The organism is Pyxidicoccus sp. M15 (assembly GCF_056858435.1).
In genome coordinates this window covers 954,341-979,161 of record NZ_CM166495.1, presented here as the reverse complement: position 1 = coordinate 979,161, position 24,821 = coordinate 954,341, and the positions used below count along the sequence as shown (strand labels likewise).

Below are 24,821 nucleotides of genomic sequence, written 5' to 3'. Positions count from 1 at the left end.
GCCCTCTCATGGAGTCGACGATGAGCACTGCGCTGAAGACGAAGACGGACACGGCCCGCCCGGCCTTCAAGGTGGCGGACCTGAGCCTGGCCGAGTGGGGCCGCAAGGAAATCATGCTGGCCGAGGACGAGATGCCCGGCCTGATGGCCCTGCGCTCCCGCTATGGCCAGACGAAGCCCCTCAAGGGCCTCAAGGTCATGGGCTCGCTGCACATGACGGTGCAGACGGCGGTCCTCATCGAGACGCTGTCCATCATGGGCGCCGACGTGCGCTGGTGCTCGTGCAACATCTTCTCCACCCAGGACCACGCGGCCGCCGCCGTGGTGGTGGGCCGTCCCGAGACGGGCGGCACCGTGGAGAACCCCAAGGGCACGCCCGTGTTCGCCTGGAAGGGTGAGAACCTGGAGGAGTACTGGTGGTGCACGGAGCAGGCGCTCATCTGGCCCGACGGCTCCGGCCCGGACCAGATTGTCGACGACGGCGGTGACGCCACGCTGCTGCTGCACAAGGGCCTGGAGTTCGAGAAGGCCGGCAAGGTCCCCGACTTCAACGCCGCCACCGAGCCCGAGGAGTGGGGCTTCATCATCGCGCTGCTCAAGGACCTGCAGAAGCGCGACGCGAAGCTGTGGCAGCGCGTGGCCCCCAAGGTGCGCGGCGTGAGCGAGGAGACCACCACCGGCGTGCACCGTCTGTACGAGATGCAGAAGGCCGGCACGCTGCTGTTCCCCGCCATCAACGTCAACGACAGCGTCACCAAGAGCAAGTTCGACAACCTCTATGGCTGCCGTCACTCGCTGGTGGACGGCCTCAACCGCGCCACGGACGTGATGCTGTCCGGCAAGGTGGCCTTCGTCTTCGGCTACGGCGACGTGGGCAAGGGCTGCGCCCAGGCGTTCAAGGGCCAGGGCTGCCGCGTCATCGTCGCGGAAATCGACCCCATCTGCGCCCTGCAGGCCGCGATGGAGGGCTACCAGGTCGACACGATTGAGAACTGGGTCGGCAAGGCGGACATCTTCATCACCGCGACGGGCAACCGCGACATCGTCACCGCGGAGCACATGTCGAAGATGAAGGACAAGGCCATCGTCGCGAACATCGGCCACTTCGACAACGAAATCGACATGGCCGGCCTGAAGAAGGTGGCGGGCATCAAGCACACCAACATCAAGGCGCAGTACGACATGTGGACCTTCCCCAAGGGCAACAGCGTCCTCATCCTCGCCGAGGGCCGCCTGTTCAACCTGGGCTGCGCCACCGGTCACCCCAGCTTCGTGATGTCCACCAGCTTCACCAACCAGTGCCTCGCGCAGCTGGAGCTGGCCACCAACCTCAAGTCCTACGAGAAGAAGGTCTACACGCTGCCCAAGAAGCTCGACGAGGAGGTGGCGCGCCTGCACCTCGAGAAGCTCGGCGTGAAGCTGACGAAGCTCTCCCCGGAGCAGGCCTCGTACATCGGCGTGCCCGTCGAGGGCCCGTTCAAGCCGGACCACTACCGCTACTAAGCCGGTAGCGCGGTGTGATTCGCAGGCCCGGGATGCCCATCAGGCTCCCGGGCCTGTTGCGTTTGCGGAGTCAGTGGCAGGTGCCGCGCACATGAATCCTGGTTCACTTTGCGTGTGACCGGGGTTGTGGCGCGGAAGGTTACGAATCGGGCGAAGCTGTGACGGGCCGCGCTACTCGGCGGGGGCTTCTGACGCGGCGCTCGGGCGGTCCCCAGACGGAGCGACGCATCGCGGCGGCCGTGGCTCGGAGGGTGCATTCGCGCGCGGTGGGTCTTCAGCGGACCCACACGCAGTCGTCCCCCCAACGAGAGAGATTCATCCATGACCAGCAAGATGACGGGCCGCCTTCTGGCGGCGGCTTTCTTCAGCCTGACCGCGGCGGGTTGCCAGGGCGAAGAGCAGACGCCCGCAGGTGACTCGCTGGCGACGCAGGAAGCGAAGGCCGAGCAGCAGTGCATCGAGGGCTTCGGGGGCATCAGGAACTGCGCGACGGGCCGCGCGTCGCTGGCTCGCTCCGGCAAGGGCATCGCGGTCTCCGGGCTGGAGGACGTGAAGACGGACGGCTTCTCCAGCGAGTTCTCGGGGGCCGCGACGTGGGAGCTGACGGCCCAGCTTGGAGGCCTCGCCGAGAAGGGCCAGGGCCTCACGCTGGCGGCCCGTGAAGGCGACCAGGTGGTCAGCACGATGCGCGTTGGCATCGGGAGCACGCCGAACCAGGTGTTCTTCGCGCCCTCGTTCACGGGCACGCCGGGCGGCTCGGCGTTCCGCGTGAACGTGTACCAGTACGGCATCCTGCAGGGCTACAACCGCTTCGATGGGCCCGGCTACGAGGTCGGGGGCTGGTGGTACAACATGCACATCGGCCTCACGCGCACCGTCTTCAAGAACCACTTCTCCCTGAGCGCGTTCGACGCCATCAGCACGGGCGCCTGCGTCTGGGGCTTCCAGGGTGGCCCGGGGGCTTTCACGCTCGACATCAATGGCAAGCGCGTCAGCGGCGACTACGTCGAGTTCGTCGAGGAGATTGGTGACGGCGCCTACCCGTACACCCAGTTCACGGGCATCGACGTGAAGGCGGCCGCGAGCAGCTTCACCATCGTGGACGAGTCCATCGTCCAGGCGAAGCGGTAGTCAGCTCCAAGCGCCGGACAACCGCGGCGTGAACGAGGCCCAGGCACCGAGGTCCGGTGTCCTGGGCCTTTCTCATTTCTGGCATCGCGACGATAGGGTCGGGCGCCGGGTGCATGTCCGTGGATGCGAATACCCGCACGCCCTAGATTCCGACTTCATATGCCCGCAGCAGGCCGCCAACGAAAGCCGATGTCTCTTCTGGGGCGACCCGACAGACTCCCCCGGTGGGACGTCCTGGAAGTGCACCTGGACGAGGCAGCCTTCCTTATTACCCAGTGGGAGCGGGCGCTGCGAAGTGCCACCCACAACCTCCAGAGGGTGAAGGCGGGAGTCGAGCAAAGACTTCAAGCCCACCTGGATGCACTCACGGTCGCAGGGCCCGTAGCTGCTGAGCGCCTCCTGTTATCCGCCCTCACGCGAGACGATGCCGAGTGTATCCGCGCTGCGGCGCTGGCGCTGTTGAGGATGGGTGAAGCAGCCCACATGGATGCTGTCATTCAAACGCTCCTTGAAGGCGAGCCGGCCTCACGACAGGAAGCCCAGTGCGCGCTGCAACTGGAGTGGCGCGAGGGATTGCTGGAGCGCCTGCGGCCCTTGCTCTCGACAGCGAAGCCCTCTGTTCAGGCCGCTGTGCTCGACATCCTGCGCTTCCACCAGCTCTCTTCCGGAGTGAGGCTGTCCAAGTGGTTGGAGCGCACGGAGCAACCGGAGCTCCAGGCCGCGGCGCTGCGTGCGGCATGCTTCACTCCGGAGGAAGCAGTGGAGTCAGCCCGGCTGGGTGAGCTCCTCCAATCACCGGAGGTGCCGGTGCGTGAGGCGGCCCTGGTGCTGGGCCTGGTGCGCGGGCAGCGTGTGGCGTGGCAGGCATGCCAACAGCAGGCAGAGGCCTCGGATGGCGCGGGCCGGCTGGCGCGGCTCCTGCTGGCGATTGGAGGAGAGGACAGGGAGCTCGCGCGACTGATGGAACTGCTCCAGGTTCCCTCGCTCCGAGCGGACGTGCTCTGGGCACTGGGCTTCAGCGGGCGGCGGGCCGCCGCCGAGGCCTGCCTGCCATGGATGCATGAAGCGGCGCTCGCCAGCATCGCGGCGGAGGCCTTCTGTTCCATCGTCGGCCTGAAGCTGGAAGGAGCCCTGGTGGGTCAGAGGGTGGCGCGAGATGAGGAGCTTGTTCCCCTCGAAGAGGACCTGACGCGCGACCTGCGATGGAAGGAAGAGGACTCCCTCGTTCCGCCAAATCCCGAGGCGGTCGGGTCCTGGTGGGCCAGGGCAAGCAAGAATTTCGAGCCGTCAGGAAGGTACCTGGGAGGGAAGCCCTTCAACCCTGGAAGCCTGCCCACGGTGCTCATGGAAGTGCCCATGCGCCGCCGGAAGCCGCTCGCGCTGGAGTTGGCCATCCGCAGCCAGGGGAGCTGTGTGGTGGAAGTCCGTGCCTGGGCGTACGTACAATGTGAGCGATTGGGCGGCATACAGGCAGTGCCAGGCCGGCTGCCAGGAAAACCGTTTGCCGCCTGGTTGAGGTCCTGAGGACGGCGTCCGCGCGTCCACGCGTGCCTGGAACCGAGCGTATCGGGGAGCGTCATGGGAACGACCGTTGGCGTGAACAAGATGTCGGTGGTCCACAAGGATTCCAATGGTGTGACGGTGGCCATGCCAGATGTCTGCAAGACGCCTGGTCCGGGCGGCCCGGTTCCCATTCCCTATCCGAACATCGCGCGTTCCGCGGACACGGCGAAGGGGAGCGAGACGGTGGCGGTGGAAGGCAAGCCCGTCTGCCTCAAGGACTCGAACTTCAGCACCAGCACGGGGGATGAGGCCGGGACGGCGGGAGGTGGCGTGGCCTCGGGCAAGACGAAGGGGAAGGCGGAGTTCGTCAACTACTCCTTCGATGTGAAATTCGAGGGAAAGAACGTTGCCCGGGCCATGGACCTGATGACCCACAACGACAAGAACACGCCGCCCTTCCCGCTCATCCAGCCGCCCGTCATCACCTAGGGTCAGGGACCTGATGACTCGAAGTGCGTCTGCTGCAAGAAGCCCGTCTAGGCCATGGAGCGCGTCCGGTGCGGCTGACCGTGACAGGGGTGGGGATGGTGACCGCGCTGGGATACGGCGCGGTCGGTAGTTGTGCGGCCATCCGCTCGGGCCTGTCGCGCCCGCATGGCCTGTCGGGCCTGGAGGTCGGGGATGGTCAAGGAGGCTCCCAGCCCGTCACCGGTTTCCCGGTATCGGGCTATGCGGAGGGCTTCTTCCTCATCGGCGCATGGCTGCGCCTGGCGGCAGGCAGCCTGGACGACCTGCGCCATGCAACGCAGTGGCCCCCGGCTTCCGAGACTGCGTTCTGGCGCCGAACCGGACTCATCGCGCTCACTCCCTTCATCGACGCACCACGGTTCGGCTGGTCCCTGGAGGAGCGCCCGCGAGCCCTCCTGGAGGATTTCGTCCGCCCGCTGCTTTCGCTCCAACGTCTGCCCGTCGCGGCGGAGCACAGCCACGCCCTGGCCTCGGGACACTGCGGGCTGGCCACCGCGCTCATGGAGGCGCGACGCCTCCTGACCGAGCGAAGCCTGGAGCGAGTCATCATCGTCGCGGCGGACTCGTACACTGATGCTCCGAGCCTCGAGTGGATTGACGGACAGGGACGGCTCAAGCAGCCGCTTCGCCCGGTGGGGCTCATGCCGGGTCAGGCGGGCGCCTGTCTCCTGGTGGAGACAGACAGTGCGGCGAAGGCGCGAGGCGCGCCCCGGAGCATCCACATTGGAGGGATGTCCTTCGCGGCGTCGTCCGGACGCCGGAACAGGGCACCCGAACTGGGCCGGGCGCTCGCCGGGTCCATCCTCCAGGCGCTTCGCACAGTCCGGGTCCCCCTGCCCTACCTCGGGAGCCTGGTGCTGGATTTGAATGGCGAGGAATGGAAGTCCGCCGTCTGGGGACATGCCCAGGTGCACCTGAGGGAGCATGTCGACTTCGAGCGCTGCCGGATGCGGGTTCCCGCGGAGTCCCTGGGAGAGGTGGGTGCGGCAAGCGCGGTGGTGGGAGCCGGAGTCGCCATCTCGGACCTGCTCCGCGAGGAAGCCCCGGATGCGAGCGCCATCGTCTGCTCCCTTTCCGACCGGGGAGAAACCGGCGTCGTGCTGTTCCAGCAGATTCGCGAGACGTGACTCACGAGGAGGCGGTCATGGCGCTCAGTTCCACGAAGGCACATATCCTCTGGAGCTACCCGCTGAAGGCGGTGCTGTACCGCACGAACGACTACCGCAAGAACGGCATCACCGACATCGAAGGCAACGGGGGCAAGCTCTCCCGCGTCTACAACAACGACGACAAGATCACGGCGCACCTGAAGCAGCACGGCGTCGAGACTCGCGTCGCGGGAGCGACGGCGGGAGACGCGCTGCACGCCGCTGGCTATCACTTCAAGCACTTCACCGCGGACAACGCGGGCACGCCCTACCCCAACGCGGGCCACCACATCCTGCCCTGCGAGCTGTTCAGCCGCAGGAGCGAGGACGGAGGCAAGCAGGGAGGGATTTTCGGGGCCGAGGAGTTCCGGGTCCTCTACCGCCTGACGTACGACGTCAACAACGGCAACAACGTCATCTTCCTACCGGCGCTGACCACCGCCTGCGGCATCCATCAGTTGCCGTACCATGTTGGCAGTCACCCGGCCTATACCGCCACGGTGTCGAGAGACCTTGAACAGGTCAACGCCCTGCTCAAGAAGAGCCTGGAGCAGCCCTGTGAGGATTGGACGCCGCCTGAGTCCATTCCGAAGGAGCTCAAAGCCTACGAAGATAAATACTGGAACTGGATCGTCGTGTTTGGTGAGACCGAGCTGGGCTCCAGCATCAACGTATTCCGCAAGTTGGTGGACAGGCTGACGAAGGCAAAGGAACCCCGGAAGGGCAGAATGCAGAAGTCGCATTGACGACCCCGACCACCCGCCGAGCACACGCCACTCATGAACTTCCTGCCCTGGCTCAATGACGACGAGAACGACGCCTTCGCGTGGGTCACCTATGCGCCCAATTCATTGAGGAATGAACCCAAGGAGTGGGAGCTGCATGAAGGAGTTCCGGTGCAGCGCTGGTTCCCCAGGGAGGTCACCTTCCCACTGGCAGAGGATTGGGGCATCGAGCTCACGGACTCTCTCCCCAACTCCCTGAACCTCATCTTCGCGTCAGAGCGCCTGAAGTCGTTCCTCCAGGAGCATGCGGGCGCCCGCATCGAGTTCCTTCCCATCCGCTTCCAGGACCAGAAGGACCGACTCGTTCCAGAGCCCTACTTCATCATGAACCTGCTGGAGGTTGTGGATTGCGTCGACGTCGAGAAGTCGAAGTTCCGGCGGTCGGAGATGGATCCGGACTTCATCGCTGACGTCTACCTCCTGGTCCTGGACGAGAAGCGCATTCCCCCACACGCAAAGCTCTTCCGCCTCAAGGAGAAGCCCAACCTCATCCTGGTCCGGGAGGACCTCGCCCAGTCGCTCGTGGATGCGGACTTCACCGGAATGATGTTCCTGGACCTCGAAGAGTACGGCAAGGAATGGGGACGTCGCTGACCGCGGACGGCCCCGATGCAACGCCATGGTTCATCACGAAGAGAACGCTGTCTCCGCCATGCACCTCCTGACGAGGGACCTCGAGAGCGAGCCTCGCGCTCCCGAGGAGCGCGAGCGCGTTCTCTTCCACCTGTCGCGCTACTGCCGCCTCGCCGCCATCAGCGGACTGCTGGGTCGGGCGGACGTCATGTCCTTCCACGAGCGCCTGCGGCTTTCAGGGACCTGGCGGCTGCGCATGCTCCGGGAACGTGCCACACAGGCACGACCCTTCAGCCGTTTCACGGGGACTGCCCAGCTCGCGCCGCTGTGTGACGCCCTCGCCGCGGGGGCCGAGCCCCTGGCCCGCGACATCGCCGAGGCGTCTGCTCCCGACTGGCTGGCGCGCAAGGAATTCGAGGACGACTTCTATTATGGCCGGCTCTTGTGCCGGTTCGTCGCTGGGGAGACCTCGACCGGGCTCGCCACGGAAGACCTGATGGCCAGGCTCATTCGCAGCACGGGAGATGAGACAGCACCGCGTGTGCGCGTGTGCCAGGCACTGCTGGCACGCGACTCCGACACATTCCTGAACGCACTTCTGGAGCTACTGGAGCGACATGGCGCCTGGTACCGCGCCAGGGAAGGCACGTTGCAGGCGCGCGAGCCCGGCTTCGAGCTGGAGCGCTCCATCTGCATGGAAGGCCTTGCCTTGCTCCGCCTCGCTTCACTGCACGGCCTGTCCATCGACAGGGAAGCCGAGTACCCGTTTCTTCCCAGCATCGCCCGGGCGGGCTGAGGTCCCCTGCTCAGCTTCCGCTGTCGTCCTTCGGCACCGGACGCTCACGACCGTAGGCTTCCTGGAGAATCGCGTCGCTGCCCAGGCGGCTCTCCTTCGCGGCCTCCACGTCCAGGCCCTCGCCGTGGCCCCGCCCGCGCCCCTCGAAGATGATGCCCGCGCCGTCGAACGAGGCGATGCGCGGACACGACGGCAGCTTCAGCCCCGAGCGGAGCAAGTCACACGGCAGCGAGCCCGCGGACTCGAACGTCGAGTCGCCCTCCGTCTTCGTGAGGATGAACAACGCGCGGCCCTTCTCGAAGCGCAGCGACACCAGCGAGCGGCCCACCAGCCCCTCCACGTCCGCGCGCGGGCGCACCTCCTTCCACGGCTCCTGCCCGCCCTGCGAGAAGAGCAGCCACTCGTCCCACTTCAGCGGCGGCAGCCCCAGCGCCTTCGCATCGTCGCGCTGCACGCGCACGGTGCCGCGAAAAGCCTGGCAGTGCGTGGTGTCGCAGACGGGACGGCCCGCGTGCCGGCTGTGCCGCTCGTTGTGCGCAATCACCCGCGCCAGCGCCACGCGCGCCTCGCCCTTCAGCGTCACGTCCTCCGCCGCCACCACGCCCGCCGTGTACTGCAGGCGCGTGGTGCGGAAGATGAACTCGGAGCCGCGACGGGCCTTCAGCGCGCTCGGTGACGTGGGCACGCCCGGAGGCGGCCGGTACGGCGGCGGCGTCGACCACGTGAAGACACCCGCATAGTCCCGCCCCTGTGCGGGGCTGTTGGGGAACCGCACGCGCCACGGCATGCCCAGACACACCGCCGCCCCACGCGCGGTGAGCCCCTCCAGCCGCGTCCACTCGGGCGGCGCGACGCGCGGCGTTCCGGACTCCAGCGCGAAGCCCGCGCCCGGGCACTGCGCCTCCACGTCCCTCGCGGGCACCAGCCCCAGCACCTGCACGCGCGCGGCCTCCAGCCCGGCCTGCCGGCGCGCGCGGAAGAGGACCTCGGGAATTTCCTGCGCGAAGTGACGCGGCATCTTCCCCGGCCGCACCGCCACCACCACCAGGTCCGCGTCCACGGCGGCAATCCAGCCGAACTGCGGCCGGCTCGCGGCGTCGCGCACCGTGCCCGTCTTCGTGGCCACACCCACCAGCGCCTTCGACGCGGGCAATTCCGACAGCGTGCCGCGCGCGGCGTTGTCCGTCAGCAGCGCCAGCACGTCCGGCCGCGCCTCCGCCAGCAGCCGGTACGCCTGCGCCATGCCCCACGGCGACAGCGACAGCGTGGAGCGCAGGCCAATCGCATCCGCCATGTCCGCGGGCGTCCCCGTCAGCCCCACCGCGCCCAGCACCGGGCCCCATGCGCCGAAGGCCTTGGGCGCCGTGCCCTTCGCCTCCCAGTCCATGAAGTACCCGTTGCACGAGCGCAGCAGCGCGATGCTCCCATCCACCTTCGCGGGCAGGTTCGGCCCGCACGCCCACTCCTGCACGCCCACGCGCGGCGCCAGCACCGGGCGCTCCGCCGCTGCCGCGTAGAGGAAGGGCTTCAGCGTGGAGCCATATGGCAGCGCGCGCCGCACATCGCCCTCCGACAGCAGCACCTCGCCCGAGTGCCGGCTCACCACCACCGTGGCGGGCCCTGCCGCGCGCACCTCCACCTCCGCCAATTCGTCGATGGACAGCGGCACCACCCACCGCGCCCCGTCCTGGCACTGGCGCAACCGCCGGGACAGCGCACCCGGGAAGCCCACCGTCTCACTCAAGAGCCGCGCGAGCGCGCGGCGAGCGCGCGGCGTGTCCACCGCCGGCGCCGAGGCCAGCTCCGACGCCGCGCGCGACAGCGACTGGTACGGTGCATCCCTCCACGCGGCCAGCTCACCGCTCACCGCGACGGCGAAGGCCTCGTGGAACAGCCGGTCCTCGCTGGACTGGGGACAGGCCCACCAGAGGAACTGGTGCGCCAATTCGTGCCGCAGCGCCACGCGCAGCCGCTCGTCGAGCACGCCCGGCATGTTCTGCCGCAACTCCACGCGACCCGGCCGACCCTGCGCGTTGCGCTCGGGGGCCAGGGCCGTGCCGCGCTCCAGGAGGACGGTGCCCGGCGCCTTCGCCGGAGCCCTGCCCGCCTCCGCCACGTAGCGGGCCTCCAGCGCCTTCCAGGAGGACTCCGCCTCGCGGCGCAGCTCCGCCTCGGGCGTCACGTCACCGCGGGTGACGAAGGTGGGGGTGGCCGCGAGCAGCGCGGCCACCGTGGCGGCCCACACCATGGGCTACAGGTCGCCCGTGCCCTTCTTCGAGGGCACCACCTTCAGCGAGTCCGCGCCCGTCCGCCCGTGGATGCTGGCGGCGTACATGTCCTCGATGCTCGCGGGCGGCGCGGAGAAGGTGCCGGGGAACTGCGCACGCATCACGTAGCCCACCGTGCGCGGGCTGTTGCTCCACCACGCCGGCTCCTCGAAGAAGAAGGTGGCGCGCTCCGGGTTCAGCACGCGGCGGCGGAGCGCCTCGGGCACCAGGGGCAGCGAGTGAGGCGGCCCACGGAAGGCCTTGTCCTCCTGCAAGGGGACGAAGCCCGCGGGCACCGCGTCCTCCACCACGTAGTAGGCCGACCGCACGCGGTTCTCGCCGCGCGCGTCCATCGTCAGCTCCACGTAGACCTCTTCACCCTGGGACACGGTGTCGCCGGGGGCGAGCTTCACCTTCCCGCCCTCGCGCAGCACGTAGTAGCCGCGCTGGATGGACATGCCCTCCGCCTTCGGCTGCACCGCCGGCAGCGGGGTGAGCGTGGTGGCCTGAAGGGTGGCCACGCCGTCGAAGCCGCCCACGTCCACCGAGCGCGTGCCCGGCGCCAGCACCGCCACCAGGCCCATGCCGCGCGGGGAGAACTTCACGTCCTTCGCGCCCTTCACCGACGGCGGCTGCATGCCCCGGAAGGCCTTGGCGTCGCGCTCCAGCAGCCACAGCGAGTGCAGCAGCGCGGTGCTCCGGTCGAAGGTGGACAGGCCCGGCTCGGACAGCATCTCCAGGATGCGGCGCCGGGTGCGGGTGATGTCCAGCGTGCCGAACGACGCGGCGTGCGCGGCGATGGCCGTCATGCCCACGCGCCGCAGCGGGAAGCGGAAGAACGCCTCGTTCATCTCCATCTCCTGGCCCGGCTTGTACGCGGCCAGCGTGGCGAAGCCCTGCGCGCTCTTCGACACCAGCGAGTTGATGCGCGCCTGGAGCGCGGGCTCCTTCATGATGCCCGCCTTCTCCGCGGCCAGCACCGCCAGCGCCAGCGGGTACAGGTTTCCACCCTCCGCGCCCTCCACCAGCGCGCGCACGCGAGCGGCCTGCTTCGGGCCCTCCAGCCGCGCCAGCACGTAGGCGCGGGTGGCGTCGTACTCGGGCGGCAGCCCCTCCTGCGCCTCCAGCCAGCGCGAGCTGTCGATGATGCGCGAGTCGTTGCGGTCCACCAGCCCCGCCTCCGCCGCGTAGGCCAGGCCGTCCAGGGCGATGAGCGTCAGCGGCAGGCTCGGCGTGTCGTAGCCGCCGAACCAGGTGAAGCCGCCGCCCTTCACGGAGAGGTTGAGGATGCGCGCCGTGCCCTGCACCGAGCGGCTGCGCGCCTCGGCCAGCAGCGCCTGCGTGTCCGTGTCCAGCTTCGCCAGCGCGCCCGCCTGCTGGAGCACCTGGTACACCGCCACGTTCGGCACGGTGGTGGACACCAGCTGCTCCAGGCAGCCGTACGGGTACGTGAGCAGCTCGCGCACGTTGGAGAGCGCCGCGTCGACGATGGACGGCTGGAGCACCAATTCCACGCTCGCCAGCGTCGCCTCCTTCGCCGCGGGCACCTCCAGCGCGCCGCCGCCCCAGGCGCTCACCTTCACGGTGTCCTCCACCGCGGCCGGCTCCACCTGGAAGAGCTTGCGGTCCTTGAGCGGGTCCTTGCCGCCCGTCACGTCCACCGCGAGCTGCGCGGCGCCCGTGCTGGTGGCCTTCAGCGTCACCGGCACCACCTGCTCGCCACCCTTGGCCAGCTCCACCTTGTGCTGCGACTGGTCCGCCTTCAGCGAGCCCAGCGACGCCAGCTTCACGTCCAGGAGCTGGCTGCCCTGCGACTTCTCACCCGCGGACAGGCGCACGGAGGCGAGCGCCTCGTCACCCTCGCGCATGAACTGCGGCAGCGCGGCGTAGAGGTTGAGGCCGCCACGCGTGGCGAACTCGGAGGTGCCCTCGCCGAAGCGGCCGGACGTGTCCGCCGCCACCGCCGTCACCACCCACAGCGTCTGGTTGGAGGGCAGCGTGAAGCGCACCGTCGCGCGGCCGTCGCGGTCCGTCACCACGCCCGGGTCCCAGTGCGCGGTGTCCTTCTCCAGGTCCTTCGCGTTGCGGGTGGGCGGCTTGATCGACGCGAAGGCATGGTCCGGCAGCCCCGCCATCTTCCGCGCCAGCTCCTCGCCGTAGCCGTAGCCCTGGAACTCCGACGAGAAGAAGTTGGACACGTTGTTGCGCGCCGGCGGGTAGAAGAAGTCCAGCACCTTGGGGCGGAACTCGCTCTGGATGGCGTAGACGGCCTTGTCCACCACGCCCACGGACACCTGCGCCACCACGCCGCGGCCCTCGTGGTCCACCACGCGCACGTCCAGCGTCTGCTCCGTCAGCGGCGGGGTCTCCGCGCGGCGGGGCTGCACCTCCACCGTGAGGGTGCGCTCGCGCGGGACGATGCGGAACGCCACCGTGCGCTCCTCCCAGCGGCCCGTGGCCGTGGGGTACGCCACGGACGCGTACACCGCGCTGCCGAAGCGCTTCTCCACGCTGAAGCTGTGCACCAGCGTGCGGCCCGTCAGCTCCACCACCTGCGTGGCATAGAGGCTGGCACCCGTCAGCGTCACCCACACCGGGCCCGCGTCACGGCCACCGGGGCCCCAGCCGTCCGGCATCAGCGCCACCAGCCGCGCGGTGTTGCCCGGCTCCAGCGAGCCGGACAGCGACGCCAGCGTGAGGTTGGGCACCTGCGCCACCGGCTCGTCCGCCGCGCCGATGACGAGCAGCGACTCCTCGCCCTCCCACGTCTCGCCCTTCTTGTCCTTCACCACCACGCGCGCCAGCACCGCGCCCACGTCCGACGTGGGCACCTTCTCGCGGTGCGTGCCGTCCGCCGCCGTGGTGAACGAGCGCTTGCCCAGGCTCTTCTCCGCGCCGTCCGCCTTGCGCGAGACGAATTCCACCTCGCCCTGCGTGACGCCGTAGGGCTTGCCGGACAGCGTGGTGGCGCGCACCGCCAGCGTCGCCTCGCCGCCCTTGGCCACCACCGGGTCCGAGTAGCGCGCCACACCCATCACCTCCACCTTCGACAGGAAGAAGGCGGTGGTGGAGTTGGCGAAGGTCTCCTGGTCGTCCCGCGCGCGGATGGTCAGCGAGTACCGGTACGGAATCCGCTCCTCGCCCGCCGCCAGCGCCGGCACGGCCACCTCGATGTCCGCCTCGCCGTTCTCGTCGAACGCGCTCGCGCTGGACCACGGATCCTCGGTGGCGTCACGCGCGGCCACGGAGGAGTAGAGCCGCTCGGGGACGCTCAGCTTGCCTTCCGTGCTGGAGGACGAGCCGTACGTCACCGCGCTGCCCCCGCCGCCCTTGCCGGCGTCATCCACCCACGCGGGCGCGTCCAGCAGGCTGCGGTAGAGGAACACCTCGTACTTCGCGCCGTTGGGCGTGCCACCCGCGTAGCGGCGCGCGCGCACCTTCACGCGCAGCGTCTGCCCGGGCACCACCGTCTCCGACTCCGGCTCCGCCTCCAGGTAGAACGTGGGCTTCACGTAGTCCTGCACGCGCGCCTCGCCCTGGTGCGGCTGGCCGTCGACCTCCGCCTCCACGCGCAGCACGCCGGTGCCCAGGTCCTCCGGGACCTTGAGGGTGCCGTGGAAGGCGCCGAACTCGTCCACCGGAGCGCGCGTGGTGATGGCGCGGCCTTCCTGGGAGACGAGCTTCACCGACACCTCGCGCTTCTTCGGGGTGAAGAGGCGCGCGAGGAACGTGTCCGGCTGGCGCACGAGGCCGCGGTACTTCACCTCGTTGCCCGGCTTGTAGATGGGCCGGTCGCTGTAGATGAACACGTCCGGCGCCACCGCCAGCGCGGAGTAGAAGTCCGTGTCCACAATCGCCGTGTCGCCCTGCACGGAGGCCGTGGCGATGATGCGCGGCTCGGACACCTCGAGCGTCACCTCGCCCTTCGCGTCCGTCGTCCCCGCCGGGCCCTTGCCCTTCGGCAGGTACACCTGCACCTGCGCGCCCGAGCGCGGCTTCTGGTCCCTGCCGGCCACGCGCACCAGCACCTGTCCATCCGTCTGCTTGAGCTGCACCGTCAGGTCACTGACGACGAGCACCACCTGCCCCTCCACCTTGCCCTGCACGAGCTGGAGGACGTAGGTGCCGGCCGGCAGCGGCGCGAGCACCACGCGGCGCTCCTGGAAGCCGCTGCTGTCGCCCGACGTGTTGAAGCCGGGGACGTTGAAGTCGCGGTCCGCGCCGCCCAGGTCCAGGTTCAGCCACTGGCTGCGCGCCACGGTGAAGCCCGGGGGCACGCCGACGAGCTTCTTCGGCCCCTCGGCCACCTTGGCCAGCGGCTCGCCCGAGCCCGGCACGTCCGGCGGCTTGGGCAGCACGTCACCGACTTCCGCGCGGAAGGCCGGGTTGAGCGTGTCGAGCAGCCACATGCCCGGCGCGCTCACCGCGTTGAGGCCACGGCTGAGCGCGCGGCCCGGGTTGTTCAGCGTGGGCGGCGTCTGGTACGCGCGGCGCAAGTCGCCCTGCGCGCGGATGAAGGCGTCCACGTTGTCCGGCTTGAGGACGCGCAGCTCCACGGGGCCCTTGTCCTCGAAGGCCACGTCCACGGCGACGGGCTCCTGGCTGCCATAGGAGCGCGGGACGGTGATGTAGAGCGGCTTGGCCGCGGCCACGCCGGACAGCACCAGCGTGGTCAGCGCCACGAAACGAGCAAGGGACTTCATGACCCGAAACCTCCAGGAACCAGCGAATCGCCCTGCACGGTGCCGCGCAGGCCCAGGAACGGCAGCGACTCCAGGTCGCGCCGCGCCGCTTCGATTTCAGGGGGCGCCGCCTTCGGCATCGGCGCGTTGCGCCCCACGCGGGACTCGGACAGGAAGCCGTCCATGGTGAGGCCGCTGAGCAGCCGTCCCGTATTCACACCGAAGGCCACCGACGTCGGCGCGCGGAAGCCCGCCACCACCGGGCCCGCCGCGTTGAGCAGGTTGGGCGTCTTGCCCTCGCAGGCCTTCTTCAGCCGCTCCAGCTCCGCGTCGTTGGACGCGAGCACCACGTGGTTGCAGGCCGTGCCGGAGACGAGCTTGTTGTAGCCGCCGGAGAACAGCCCCTCCAGCGCGTCCTTGTCCTCGGGGCGGCCCCACAGCAGGGCCATCTCCAGGGGCAGCGAAGAATCGCCGCGCGGCGTCCACACCAGCGCCACCTGACGCGTGCGCGTGGCACCCTTGCCGCCGCCTTCCTGCCAGAACGCCTTCAGCGTCTCGGGCTCCAGCGACTCCGGCAGCTTGAGGTGGAGCGCGAGCAGCACCGGCGTTTCCTCGGGCACGAGCTTGAGCAGGTCATCGGACAGGGGCGCCGCATCCAGGCGCGCGGGGCCGTCCATGAGCTGGCCGGCGATGCCGCGGCCCACCAGCTTGTTGCCCTCCACGCCGAACTGGAGCCGCGCGTCCGGGGCGAGGCCCACCACGCTGGTGAGCAGCTGCACCTCGCGGCCGTACGCGTCCGGGTCGAAGCCCAGCTCCACGTCCACGGTGTCCTCGGCCTCCAGCGCCGGCAGCGCCGTGCACAGGCCCTGGAGCACCGCCACCGGGTGACGGGCCAGCACCATGCGGTCCGCCGAGCGCGCCGCCCACAGCGTCTGCTCCGCCACCAGCCAGCGCTTCATCTCGTACGTGCCGGCGGTGCCGCCCGGGCAGCTCGCGGCGTTCATTCCGCCGCGGTTGGCCACCTGGTCCAGCGCATCGAACGCGGACGTGGTGGCGCCGCCCGGGTTGGGGAGGACGAAGGCCGGCGTGCTCGCGCGCGCGTCACCGGCGAACCACACCACGCGGAACGGCGCATCCAGGAGCTGGTTGGCGACGAGGTCCAGCACCGCGCCCTTGAACTCGCCCTTCAGGTCCTCGCCGGTGGAGCCGAAGAACGCGGCCCAACCGCCCACGAAGCCCTGACCCAGCGGCTTGCCGAGCTGCTCCTTCAGCCACGCGTTGCCCGCCAGGGCCTGGCGCACCTTGCCGGGGTGGTGCACGTCCACCCAGACGGCGGCGGGCGCGGCGGTGCCGGGCACCTCCATGGTGGTCGTCTCGGCGTCGGGCATGCCCTCCACCTCGGCGCCCGCGCTGGGAGGCCCCTGGCGCTCACCGGTGACGAGAGGGGCCCCACCGCCCGAGCCACCACCGGACCTGCCACGGCGGCCCAGCAGGAAGCCACCCGCGACGGCGCCTCCGACGAGGACGGTGAGCAGGCCAATCAGCAGGGCCTTGGGCGGGCCCTGCCGGGGAGGCGGGGCCGCCGGAGGAGGCGTGCCCGGAGGCGGGCTCGACGGAGACGTCATGGCATCCACTCCTTGAAGCGGAAGAAGCCGAGGAAGCCGGCGTTGTTCGGCACCGGGCGCCACTCCAGCGGCGCCTCGGTGGCAAGGTTCTGGAGGAGGCCGGTGCGCACCGCGGCGCCCTTCTCCCCCGGGTGGTAGACGACGCGAGCCGGCGCGTGGGCCCGGTCCTCCGGGCGCACCACCAGCATCAGGTGGAAGACGGTGCCGGAGTCGTGCTCCTGGCGGAAGGCGAGCACGTCGCCGGTGCGCACCGCGTCTCGCGCGGCGTCATCACGGCCCAGCGGCGTGAAGCTCCGTTGCAGCAGCGTCTCCGCGTCCGCGAAGTCGACGGGCTGGCCGCGCTCGTTGCGCCACAGCGGCGTAGCGAGGCGCTCCGGGGCCACGTTCTTGTACGCGGCGCGGAAGGTGAAGCGGATGAGGCCCGCGCAGTCGCGCTGGTCCGGGTGCCACGCGCTGTCCTGCCTGGCAACCTGCGCGAGCGCCACGCGCGCGACGTGCCGCCGCAGCAGCACGTCGCGCGTCTCGGGCGCGGGCGCCGCCGACGCGGACGCCTGGAGCAGCAGGAGCAGGGACAGGGCGAGCATGGGGGTGTGGGCGCGGGGACGTCAGTAGCCGCCTTCGCCCTCGCCGCCTCCGCCGTCGCCGCTGGCCTGGAGCTCCTTGAGTGCCTCGGCGAGGTTGGTGGGCCAGGCCGCGTGCTTGGGCTTGGGGTCCTGCGCGGGCACGTACACCTCGGCCTGCCCGTCGCCGAGCACGTTCACCCAGGCCAGCACGCGCGTGGTGCCGGGCGTGGCGAGGGGAATGCGCACCATGCGGCGGATTTCGTTGGGCGTGCCCTCGAAGAGCGCGAGGTTGAGGGTGGCCACGGTGTGGGCCTTGTCACCGCTGGGCCAGTAGTTGGTGGCCACCAGGTACACGCCCTTGGGCGGCGCGCGGTGGATGTAGAGGTACGGGCCGTAGGCGGGCTGGTCGAAGTCGCCGCCCTGCTCGTTGAGGAAGAAGGTGCCGCCGGAGGGGCTGGCGGTGTCGGCCCAGTAGACGTGGGCCATCTCCGTCACCTTGAGCTGGTCACCGGCCTCGCTGGAGTCGGTGGGCTCGTAGATGTGCAGGTCGGTGTAGACGCCGTCGGTGTCGCTGGTGAGGACGACCTTGAAGGGGACGGGCGGAATCTGCGCGTAGCTGGTGGCCTGCGTGCGCGCGGTGCCGGCCTGGTTGGTGGCCATCACCGTGACGATGTTCTTCCCGCTCGCGGCGGGGAACTTGCGGCTGAAGCGGCCGCCGTAGGTGCGCATGAGGTAGCGGTCGCCGTTGATCGAGACCACCACGGGGTCGATGGTGGTGTCGCTGATGGTGCCCTCGACGAGCATCATCCGGTCCACCGTCCACCCGCCCGAAGGCGCGGTGAGGCGGACCGTGGGCAGCGTCTTGCCCTTGCCGATGGGCACGCCCTGCTGGCGCGGGTTGGGGGCAGCGGCAGGCGCGGCCTGCGACAGGAGCACGGCCAGGATGACGGGAAGCATCGCGCGTCCTTGTGAGAAGGGACTCCGCCGGAGCGTGTAGGCGGGCGGACAGACTGCGGCAGCACGGGCCTCCATTTCAAGTCGCCTGCCAGTCGTCCCCCTGAAGTCCCTGAGAGGGGCCGCGTGGTTGGGACCCCCACGAAGCGCGGGTGGAGGGACACGCGGGGAGCGCCGGCCCGTGGCCCTTCAGCCACGCCGGGAGTCGGGGCCGACTCCCGGACCGCACTCTCACGGAGGGACGGACGGCCATGACTCAGGGATTGGATCACGTTCAGCTCGCCATGCCCCGGGGCCCCACGGAAGCTGCGCCCTCCCGTCACACGGGTGCGGTCAGCCGTTCCTCTCCGCGCCCCCTGCCTCCCGGGACGGCCGGTACGGTGCTGCCCGGGCCCGCTGCCTGCGCTCCGCCTCCCGAGGCCCGAATCTTCACGGTGACAGGAGCCCCAGCCATGCCCACCACCTACTGCCTCACCCGCTCCGAGTTCGTCACCGTCCGCGAGCACTCGCACGACGCGCTCGTGGTGGAGGTCGAGTACTCGCCCCAGGGCTCGCCGCCGCCACCCCACTTCCACCCGGCGCAGTACGAGCGGTTCGAGGTCATCGTCGGCGCCCTGCGCGCCGTGGTGGACGGGAAGGTGCACACGCTGCACGCCGGGGACGTGCTCGACATTCCCCAGGGCGCGGTGCACCAGCTGTGGAACCCCGGCGACACGCCCACGCACGCCACCTGGAGCACGCGGCCCGCCGGGCGCACCCGCGATTGGTTCGCCGCGCTGGACTCCCTCCAGCGGTGGGGCCGCACGGGAAGCAAGGGCACTCCCGGTCCGCTCGCCCTCGCCGTGCTGCTCACGGCCTACCGCGACACCCTCCGGCTCGCACTGCGGCCCCGGTTCCTGGTGAGCGCGGCGCTCGGGGTGCTCGCGGCGGTGGGGCGCCTGCGAGGTCACCGCCTTCCCACTCCGCCACGCCCGACGCCCGTCCGGGCGGTCTGAAGAGCGCGGCGGCCCATTGCGCGAATTCGCCACACGCGGTGGACCGCTCCACCGCGTGCCAGCGACTGTCCGTTACGGAGTGGCGGGCTGCGTGTCCGCGGGCTTCGCTTCCTGCGGCTGCTCGCCCTGCTTCTCACCGGCGGGAGCCGCCGCGACGGCCGGCTTGCCAGCGGGCTTCTCGCCTGCGGGCCTCTCACCAGCGGGCTTCTCACCAGCGGGCTTCTCGCCAGCGGCCTTCTCACCAGCGGGCTTCTCGCGCTTGGCGGCCACGGCGGCCTGGCGGACCAGCTCGCGGGCCTTCTGGGCGACCTTCGGCGTGGGCGCCAGAATCATGAACATCAGACGCCCTTCCATGCGGGGCGGCTGCTCCACGACGGCCACTTCCTTCAGGTCCTTCGCCACGTCCTCGAGGATGGCCGTGCCCTGCTCGCGGTGCGTGATTTCACGGCCGCGGAACTGGATGACGACCTTCGCCTTGTTCCCGTCCTCGATGAACCGCCGCATGTTGCGGACCTTGAACTCGTAGTCGTGGTCTTCCGTCTTCGGACGGAGCTTCACTTCCTTGAGCAGGACCGTCACCTGGGCGCGCTTCGCCTCGGCGGCCTTCTTCTTCTCCTCGTACTTGAACTTGCCGTAGTCCATGATCTTGCAGACCGGTGGACTGGCCATGGGGCTGATTTCGACGAGGTCGAGCCCCTCGGTACGAGCCATCTCCAGGGCCGCCTCGAGCGGCATGACCCCGAGCTGCCCGCCGTCGGACCCCACGACGCGGACCTCGCGAGCGCGGATACGGCGGTTGGTCCTCTGATCGCGGCTCCCGCCGCGGCTGCTTCTCTGTTCGCGAATGATGTGAAGCTCCTTTGAAATTCGGTTTCAGCCCTGTCGCCTCTAAAGGTGTGACAGGTCACTGCGGTACAACAAGCTGCCGGACAGGGATGTGAGGCAACTCACCCTTCCCGCGTCCAGCGCCCGGCAGGTCGCTTTCCTTATACAGGAGCGCCTCCAGGTGCCCGCTCGCCCGGAAGGAGGGGGTCGCCGCGCCGGACTCTCCCCGACCCGGGACGGTAACGCCAGAGATAACGCAGAACCTGCCCCCCCGCCGTGGAACACCCCCACGGCCGGTGACAGTGCCGGAGCGGCGACGGACGGCACGGAGGTGGAGTGGACAGGGCCCATTTCGAGGCCCGCCATCATGGGCCCCTGAAGCGCGCGGTTCCAGGACCCCCCAGGAAATCCCGCGCGCATTGTCGCGAGCCCGGCGTTCCCACCCCCCCAAGGTCACGCTTCAGGACACGCGGCATGTACTCCCGGCACCCACCCACATCAACCAGTCTCGAATTCCTGGGAAATGAGATTCCTGGCCGAGCCCCGGCGGGGAGCCAGAAGGTGGAGGGCCCGCCCGCCCGCGGTGGGGCGAGCGGGGAGGCTCACGCCGGGCGCGGGCGCTTGGGGACGTCGACGCGGTCGAGGTCCCTGGCGGCGACCACGTCCGCCACCAGGGGCTTCGCCTCCTCGACGAAGGGCGCGGTGTCCTCGTAGCGCTGCGAGAAGTGCGTGAGGACGAGGCGGCGCGCCCGAGCCTCCCGGGCCAGCTCCGCGGCCTGGAGCGCCGTCATGTGGAAGTGGTCGTGCGCCTCCTTGCGCTCGGTGTCCAGGTACGTCGACTCGCAGACCAGCAGGTCCACGCCCCGGGCCAGCCGCGTGGCGCCGTCACAGGGCCGGGTATCCATGACGAAGGCGAAGGCCTGGCCCGCGCGCATCTCGCCCATCTCTTCCACGCGCACCGTGCGGCCGCCCACCTCCACCGAGCCCCGCCGGAGCAGCTCGCCCGTCAGCGGGCCGGAGACGCCGGCCTCCGCGAGCCGTCCCGGGTGGAGCTGCACGCGCGCGTGCTCCTCGAGCCGGAAGCCGTAGGTGTCCACCGCATGCTCCAGCTTCGCGGCGGACAGCTTGAAGCCCTTCGTCTCCGCGAGCACGCCGTCCTCGGAGATGGGGCGCGGGATGATGGTGGCCGCGTCCATGAAGATGGTGGCGTGCCGGAGCCGCTCGAAGAAGGCCTGTCCCGACGCGGGGTAGTAGACCTCCACGGGGTGCTTCGCGCGGTCCAGCGACAGGCGCTGGATGATGCCGGGCAGCCCGAGCGCATGGTCCCCATGGAAGTGGGTGACGCAGATGCGGGTGACCTGGGTGGCGGACAGGCCCGCGAGCGTCATCTGCCGCTGGGTGCCCTCTCCGGGGTCGAACAGGATTCCCTCCTCGTCCCAGCGGAGGAAGTACGCGTTGTGGTTCCGGTGGCGCGTGGGCACCTGGCTGGCGGAACCGAGGACGATAAGCTCGCGGCTGGACATGACTGGGGTTCCCCCGTGCGAAGAATGGCACCCCGACGGGGCCTCGCGCACGGGCCTGACAGCGGGAGGGGACGCTCAGGAGAAGCCGCGCGGAGGCATGGCCGGGGAGCGCTGCAGCCAGTTGTCCTCGGGGTACGTGGCGGCGGCGTCGATGAGGTGCAGCGAGTAGGCGTGGCGGCTCTTCGGCGAGGTGTTGGGGCCGCTGCGGTGGGGCAGCAGTCCGTGGAGCACCACGAGGGTGCCCTTCTCCACCTCCAGCGGCACCATGCCCTCTTCAGGCACGGGCGTGCCGTCGAGCACGCGGAAGGCGGTGCCTCCGCCCTCGGCGCGGACGAAGCGCTTCTTCAGGCCCAGGCGGTGGCCTCCGGGCAGCGCCCACAGGCAGCCGTTCTCCAGCGTCGCGTCCTCCAGGGCGAACCAGAAGCCCAGGCAGGTGAGCGGCTCCGTGTAGAGGAACGTGGAGTCCTGGTGGGAGCCCACCTCGCCGCCGATGTGGGGCTGCTTGAAGATGTACATGGACTGCAGGAGCAACGGCTTTCGCAGTCCCAGCTCGGAGGTCAGCGACGCCAGCGCGGGCGTGCGGGAGAACCGGTCGAAGCGCGGGTCCAGGTCGTGGAGCGCGTGGCCTATCTTGTTGATGGACAGGGACTTGTCCTGTCGCAGCGTGCCGTCCGGGCGGAAGGCGCCTTCTTCGAAGAAGAAGCGGATGCGGTCTCCCGAGGAGAGGAAGTACTCGTCGGACGTGCGGGTCTGCTCGCGGGTGGTGAAGACGGAGACGGTCTCCGGCTGGAAGCCGGCGACAAGCTCCTCCGCGCGAGCCTTCAGCGCGTCACAGTCCGCCGCGGGGACGAACCTCGGGAGCACGAGGTAGCCCTGCTGCTCGAACTGTCCGGCCCGGTCCGTCATCACAGCCTCCCGAGCGCCGGGCAGCCTCCTCCGGCGCGCTCGGGACTATCTCACGGGAGGCCGGGGCACCACCCTCTGGGCGAGCACAAGGCACACGGATGGCGACAGGGTCGGAGGCCCCGGCCAGAGACAGAATCTCACTCACCAGAGAGGCTATCCGGTTGTTGACCCGTGGGGTAGTGTCCTCGCCCGGGCGGAGCGCACCGCTCCCTACCGGCAGGGGCTCTCATGGAGACACGACGGTCAATGCAGGACCTGGCACCCGCCTCCCTCCCACCGGGGACGGAGGTCGGTTCCTGGCACGTGCTGGAGCGGCGGGGCCTGGGCACCTACGGCGCCGTCTACCGCGCCGAGTCCGCGGACGGCGCCGGTCCCTTCGCCCTCAAGCTGGCCACGCATCCGGTGGACCCGCGCTTCGACCGCGAGGCGGAGCTGCTCGCGCGCATCCACCACCCCGGCGTGCCCCGCCTTCATGCGCACGGCCTGTGGCCCCACCCGGCCGGCCCGTTCCCCTTCCTCGTCATGGAGTGGGTGGACGGCCAGCCTCTCTATGACTGGGGCCGGGAGCACCACCCCACGTCGCGGCAGGTGCTGCGGCTGCTCGCGCAGGTGGCCCACGCCCTGGACGCCACGCACGCGGTGAGCGCCGTCCACCGGGACGTGAAGGGCGACAACGTGCTGGTGCGCGTGAGCGACGGGCACGCCATCCTCGCCGACTTCGGCGCCGGCCATTACCGCGGCGCCCCCACGCTCACGGCCCCACCGCTGCCTCCCGGAACGCCGCCGTACCGAAGCCCGGAGGCCGTTCGCTTCCAGTGGGGCTACCGCAGCCACCCCACCGCCCACTACGCCGCCCAGCCCGCGGATGACGTGTTCGCCCTCGGCGTCACCGCGTACCGGCTCGTCACGGGAATCTATCCACCGCCGCCGCGCGGCACTGGCGTGAGCGAAGACGACGGGGAGCGACTGATTCCTCCGCGCCTGCGCAACCCCGCCGTATGCGGGGACCTGGACGCCCTCATCCTCCACATGCTCGCGGACCCTCCCGAGAAGCGCCTTGGAGGTGGCAGCGCGGCGGCTGTCGCGCACGCGCTGGAGGAAGCGATGCGCACGGCCGGCCCCCTGGCCGATGTGCCCCTCTCAGTGCCCGTACCGCATCCGCCCGACGTGAAGAGTGCCACGTACGAGCCGGCATGGGTTCGCACCGGGGAAGGTGCCGCGCAGGACGCCGGCCACGTGCCTTCTCACACCGACACGCCGGTCCTCGAGTACGCCCTCGCACCTCCATCACCCGGTGCGCCCGGTCCCGAACATCCACCCGTCGGCGCGCACGCTCCCGTGTCTTCAGCTCACGGCGCGGACAGGTGGCCCGGGTTCCCGGTGGCCATGGTCGTCGTGTCCCTGCTGTCCGCGGCGGCCGGCTGGTTCCTGCACCCCACCCATGAGGCCTCCCCCGTGGCCGAGACGTCTCCACACGAGGAGACCCGAGACGGAGGCACCGTGGCCGTGGGTGACGCCGCCATGCTCTCACCGGTGACCATCCTCGCGCCGGTGCCCTCCTTCCGACTGCCGCCCGGCCTGAGCCTCCCCATGCCGGAGCGTCCCTTCCCCGGCCAGCGCAAGCCGCCCTGCAACCGCAAGGGCGAGGTCGAGCTGCGCGGCGGCTGCTGGTACGAGCTGGCCCGCGTGAAGTCCCCCTGCGACGAAGACGCCTATGACTACAAGGGGGCCTGCTACCTGCCCTCCTTCCCCGTCCAGCGCGCCCCCACCTCGGCCCCCGCCACGCGCACGCCTCCCTGAGGCACGGACGTCCTCCGTCCCACGGAAGCCCCACCTCCGCCCTCGCGCGCGCCCTGGGGACTGTGGGAGACCCACGGGCATGAAGCGTCATGCCCAGGCCACGGAACGCAACCGGGAGCCCCTGCTCGCCGTCCTTCGCGAGGTGCTGCCCGCCTCCGGCACGGTGCTGGAAATCGCCAGCGGCACCGGCCAGCACGCCGTCTTCTTCGCGCGCGCCTTCCCCGGCCTCGTCTGGCAGCCCACCGACACGGAGCCCGAGTCACTGGAGAGCATCTCCGCGTGGCGCGCCGAGGCGTCCCTGCCCAACGTGCTGCCGCCGCTCCCGCTCGACGCGAGCAGCGACACGTGGCCGGTGGCCTCCGCGGACGTCATCCTCAACGTGAACATGATTCACATCTCCCCGTGGGCCTCGTGCCAGGGGCTGATGCGCGGCGCGGGCCGGGTGCTCGCCCCGGGCGGGTGCCTCGTCATGTATGGCCCCTACTTCGTCGAGGGCCGCGAGACGGCGTCCAGCAACCTCGCCTTCGACGCCTCCCTGCGCGAGCGGAACGCGGCCTGGGGCGTGCGCCAGCTCGGCGCCGTCACCGCCGAGGCCGCGAGCCACGGCCTGGAGCGCGAGCGCGTGGTGGACATGCCCAGCAACAACCTCACGCTCGTCTTCCGCAAGCGCCCGAGCCCCTGAGCAACCAGCCCCCCAGGGTACACCCGCCCCGGC

Annotated in this window: 19 protein-coding genes; 11 read left to right on the top strand and 8 right to left on the bottom strand. The window is 70.1% G+C overall.

The genetic code is table 11. The features are described 5' to 3' along the window. Positions 1-32 precede the first annotated feature (32 nt). The 8 genes from ahcY to ACX9TP_RS03895 all read left to right on the top strand — a co-directional run bounded on the left by ahcY (position 33) and on the right by ACX9TP_RS03895 (position 7,966). Positions 33-1,502, top strand: a complete 1,470-nt coding sequence (ahcY, locus tag ACX9TP_RS03930) for an adenosylhomocysteinase (RefSeq protein WP_482982364.1) — start codon at positions 33-35, stop codon at positions 1,500-1,502. 321 nt (positions 1,503-1,823) lie between these two features. Continuing rightward, the gene (locus tag ACX9TP_RS03925; protein ID WP_482978358.1) at positions 1,824-2,633 is read left to right on the top strand and encodes a hypothetical protein; all 810 of its coding nucleotides are present in this window, start codon (positions 1,824-1,826) and stop codon (positions 2,631-2,633) included. Between the two features lie 123 nt (positions 2,634-2,756). Next, the gene (locus tag ACX9TP_RS03920; protein ID WP_482978357.1) at positions 2,757-4,157 is read left to right on the top strand and encodes a TIGR02270 family protein; all 1,401 of its coding nucleotides are present in this window, start codon (positions 2,757-2,759) and stop codon (positions 4,155-4,157) included. Between the two features lie 54 nt (positions 4,158-4,211). Further along, positions 4,212-4,625, top strand: coding sequence for a DUF4150 domain-containing protein (locus ACX9TP_RS03915; RefSeq protein WP_482978356.1), 414 nt, complete (start codon positions 4,212-4,214; stop codon positions 4,623-4,625). 95 nt (positions 4,626-4,720) lie between these two features. Further along, positions 4,721-5,791, top strand: a complete 1,071-nt coding sequence (locus tag ACX9TP_RS03910) for a hypothetical protein (protein WP_482978355.1) — start codon at positions 4,721-4,723, stop codon at positions 5,789-5,791. 17 nt (positions 5,792-5,808) lie between these two features. Next, positions 5,809-6,558 carry an AHH domain-containing protein gene (locus ACX9TP_RS03905; protein WP_482978354.1) on the top strand — a complete coding sequence of 250 codons (750 nt, stop codon included), beginning with the start codon at positions 5,809-5,811 and terminating at the stop codon, positions 6,556-6,558. Positions 6,559-6,591: 33 nt separating this feature from the next. Further along, positions 6,592-7,191: an imm11 family protein gene (locus tag ACX9TP_RS03900; RefSeq protein ID WP_482978353.1), complete on the top strand. Its 600-nt coding sequence runs from the start codon at positions 6,592-6,594 to the stop codon at positions 7,189-7,191. Between the two features lie 58 nt (positions 7,192-7,249). Next, a complete protein-coding gene (locus ACX9TP_RS03895) occupies positions 7,250-7,966 on the top strand; it encodes an Imm49 family immunity protein (RefSeq protein WP_482978352.1) in 717 nt (238 codons plus the stop codon). A gap of 10 nt (positions 7,967-7,976) precedes the next feature. Here the strand turns inward: ACX9TP_RS03895 and ACX9TP_RS03890 are convergent, their stop codons facing one another. The 5 genes from ACX9TP_RS03890 to ACX9TP_RS03870 are packed head-to-tail and all read right to left on the bottom strand — an operon-like array spanning position 7,977 to position 18,060. Then, positions 7,977-10,214, bottom strand: coding sequence for a SpoIID/LytB domain-containing protein (locus ACX9TP_RS03890; RefSeq protein WP_482978351.1), 2,238 nt, complete (start codon positions 10,212-10,214; stop codon positions 7,977-7,979). Positions 10,215-10,217: 3 nt separating this feature from the next. After that, a complete protein-coding gene (locus tag ACX9TP_RS03885) occupies positions 10,218-14,936 on the bottom strand; it encodes an alpha-2-macroglobulin family protein (protein WP_482978350.1) in 4,719 nt (1,572 codons plus the stop codon). Beyond that, positions 14,933-16,540, bottom strand: a complete 1,608-nt coding sequence (locus ACX9TP_RS03880; RefSeq protein WP_482978349.1) for a hypothetical protein — start codon at positions 16,538-16,540, stop codon at positions 14,933-14,935. The genes ACX9TP_RS03885 and ACX9TP_RS03880 overlap by 4 nt, the downstream gene beginning before the upstream one ends. Then, positions 16,537-17,124, bottom strand: a complete 588-nt coding sequence (locus tag ACX9TP_RS03875) for a DUF1175 family protein (protein WP_482978348.1) — start codon at positions 17,122-17,124, stop codon at positions 16,537-16,539. The genes ACX9TP_RS03880 and ACX9TP_RS03875 overlap by 4 nt, the downstream gene beginning before the upstream one ends. 21 nt (positions 17,125-17,145) lie before the next feature. Beyond that, positions 17,146-18,060 (bottom strand): DUF2135 domain-containing protein, encoded by a 915-nt coding sequence (locus ACX9TP_RS03870; RefSeq protein ID WP_482978347.1) that lies wholly within the window; start codon positions 18,058-18,060, stop codon positions 17,146-17,148. Between the two features lie 449 nt (positions 18,061-18,509). On the opposite strand from ACX9TP_RS03870, the gene ACX9TP_RS03865 reads away from it, so the two are divergent. Next, positions 18,510-19,052: a cupin domain-containing protein gene (locus tag ACX9TP_RS03865; RefSeq protein WP_482978346.1), complete on the top strand. Its 543-nt coding sequence runs from the start codon at positions 18,510-18,512 to the stop codon at positions 19,050-19,052. A gap of 72 nt (positions 19,053-19,124) precedes the next feature. On the opposite strand, the gene infC is transcribed toward ACX9TP_RS03865, so the two are convergent. From infC to ACX9TP_RS03850, 3 genes are all read right to left on the bottom strand, one after another. After that, on the bottom strand, positions 19,125-19,901 hold the full coding sequence (gene infC / locus ACX9TP_RS03860; RefSeq protein WP_482982363.1) for a translation initiation factor IF-3: 777 nt from the start codon (positions 19,899-19,901) through the stop codon (positions 19,125-19,127). Between the two features lie 578 nt (positions 19,902-20,479). Continuing rightward, positions 20,480-21,400 (bottom strand): ribonuclease Z, encoded by a 921-nt coding sequence (locus ACX9TP_RS03855; RefSeq protein WP_482978345.1) that lies wholly within the window; start codon positions 21,398-21,400, stop codon positions 20,480-20,482. A gap of 75 nt (positions 21,401-21,475) precedes the next feature. Further along, positions 21,476-22,306 carry a phytanoyl-CoA dioxygenase family protein gene (locus ACX9TP_RS03850; protein WP_482978344.1) on the bottom strand — a complete coding sequence of 277 codons (831 nt, stop codon included), beginning with the start codon at positions 22,304-22,306 and terminating at the stop codon, positions 21,476-21,478. Positions 22,307-22,552: 246 nt separating this feature from the next. Between ACX9TP_RS03850 and ACX9TP_RS03845 the strand changes: the two genes are divergently transcribed. Together ACX9TP_RS03845 and ACX9TP_RS03840 are read left to right on the top strand one after the other, a co-directional pair. Next, a complete protein-coding gene (locus tag ACX9TP_RS03845) occupies positions 22,553-24,106 on the top strand; it encodes a serine/threonine-protein kinase (RefSeq protein WP_482978343.1) in 1,554 nt (517 codons plus the stop codon). A 79-nt stretch (positions 24,107-24,185) separates the two neighbouring features. Beyond that, positions 24,186-24,788 carry a DUF938 domain-containing protein gene (locus ACX9TP_RS03840; RefSeq protein WP_482978342.1) on the top strand — a complete coding sequence of 201 codons (603 nt, stop codon included), beginning with the start codon at positions 24,186-24,188 and terminating at the stop codon, positions 24,786-24,788. The last annotated feature ends 33 nt before the right edge of the window (positions 24,789-24,821 follow it).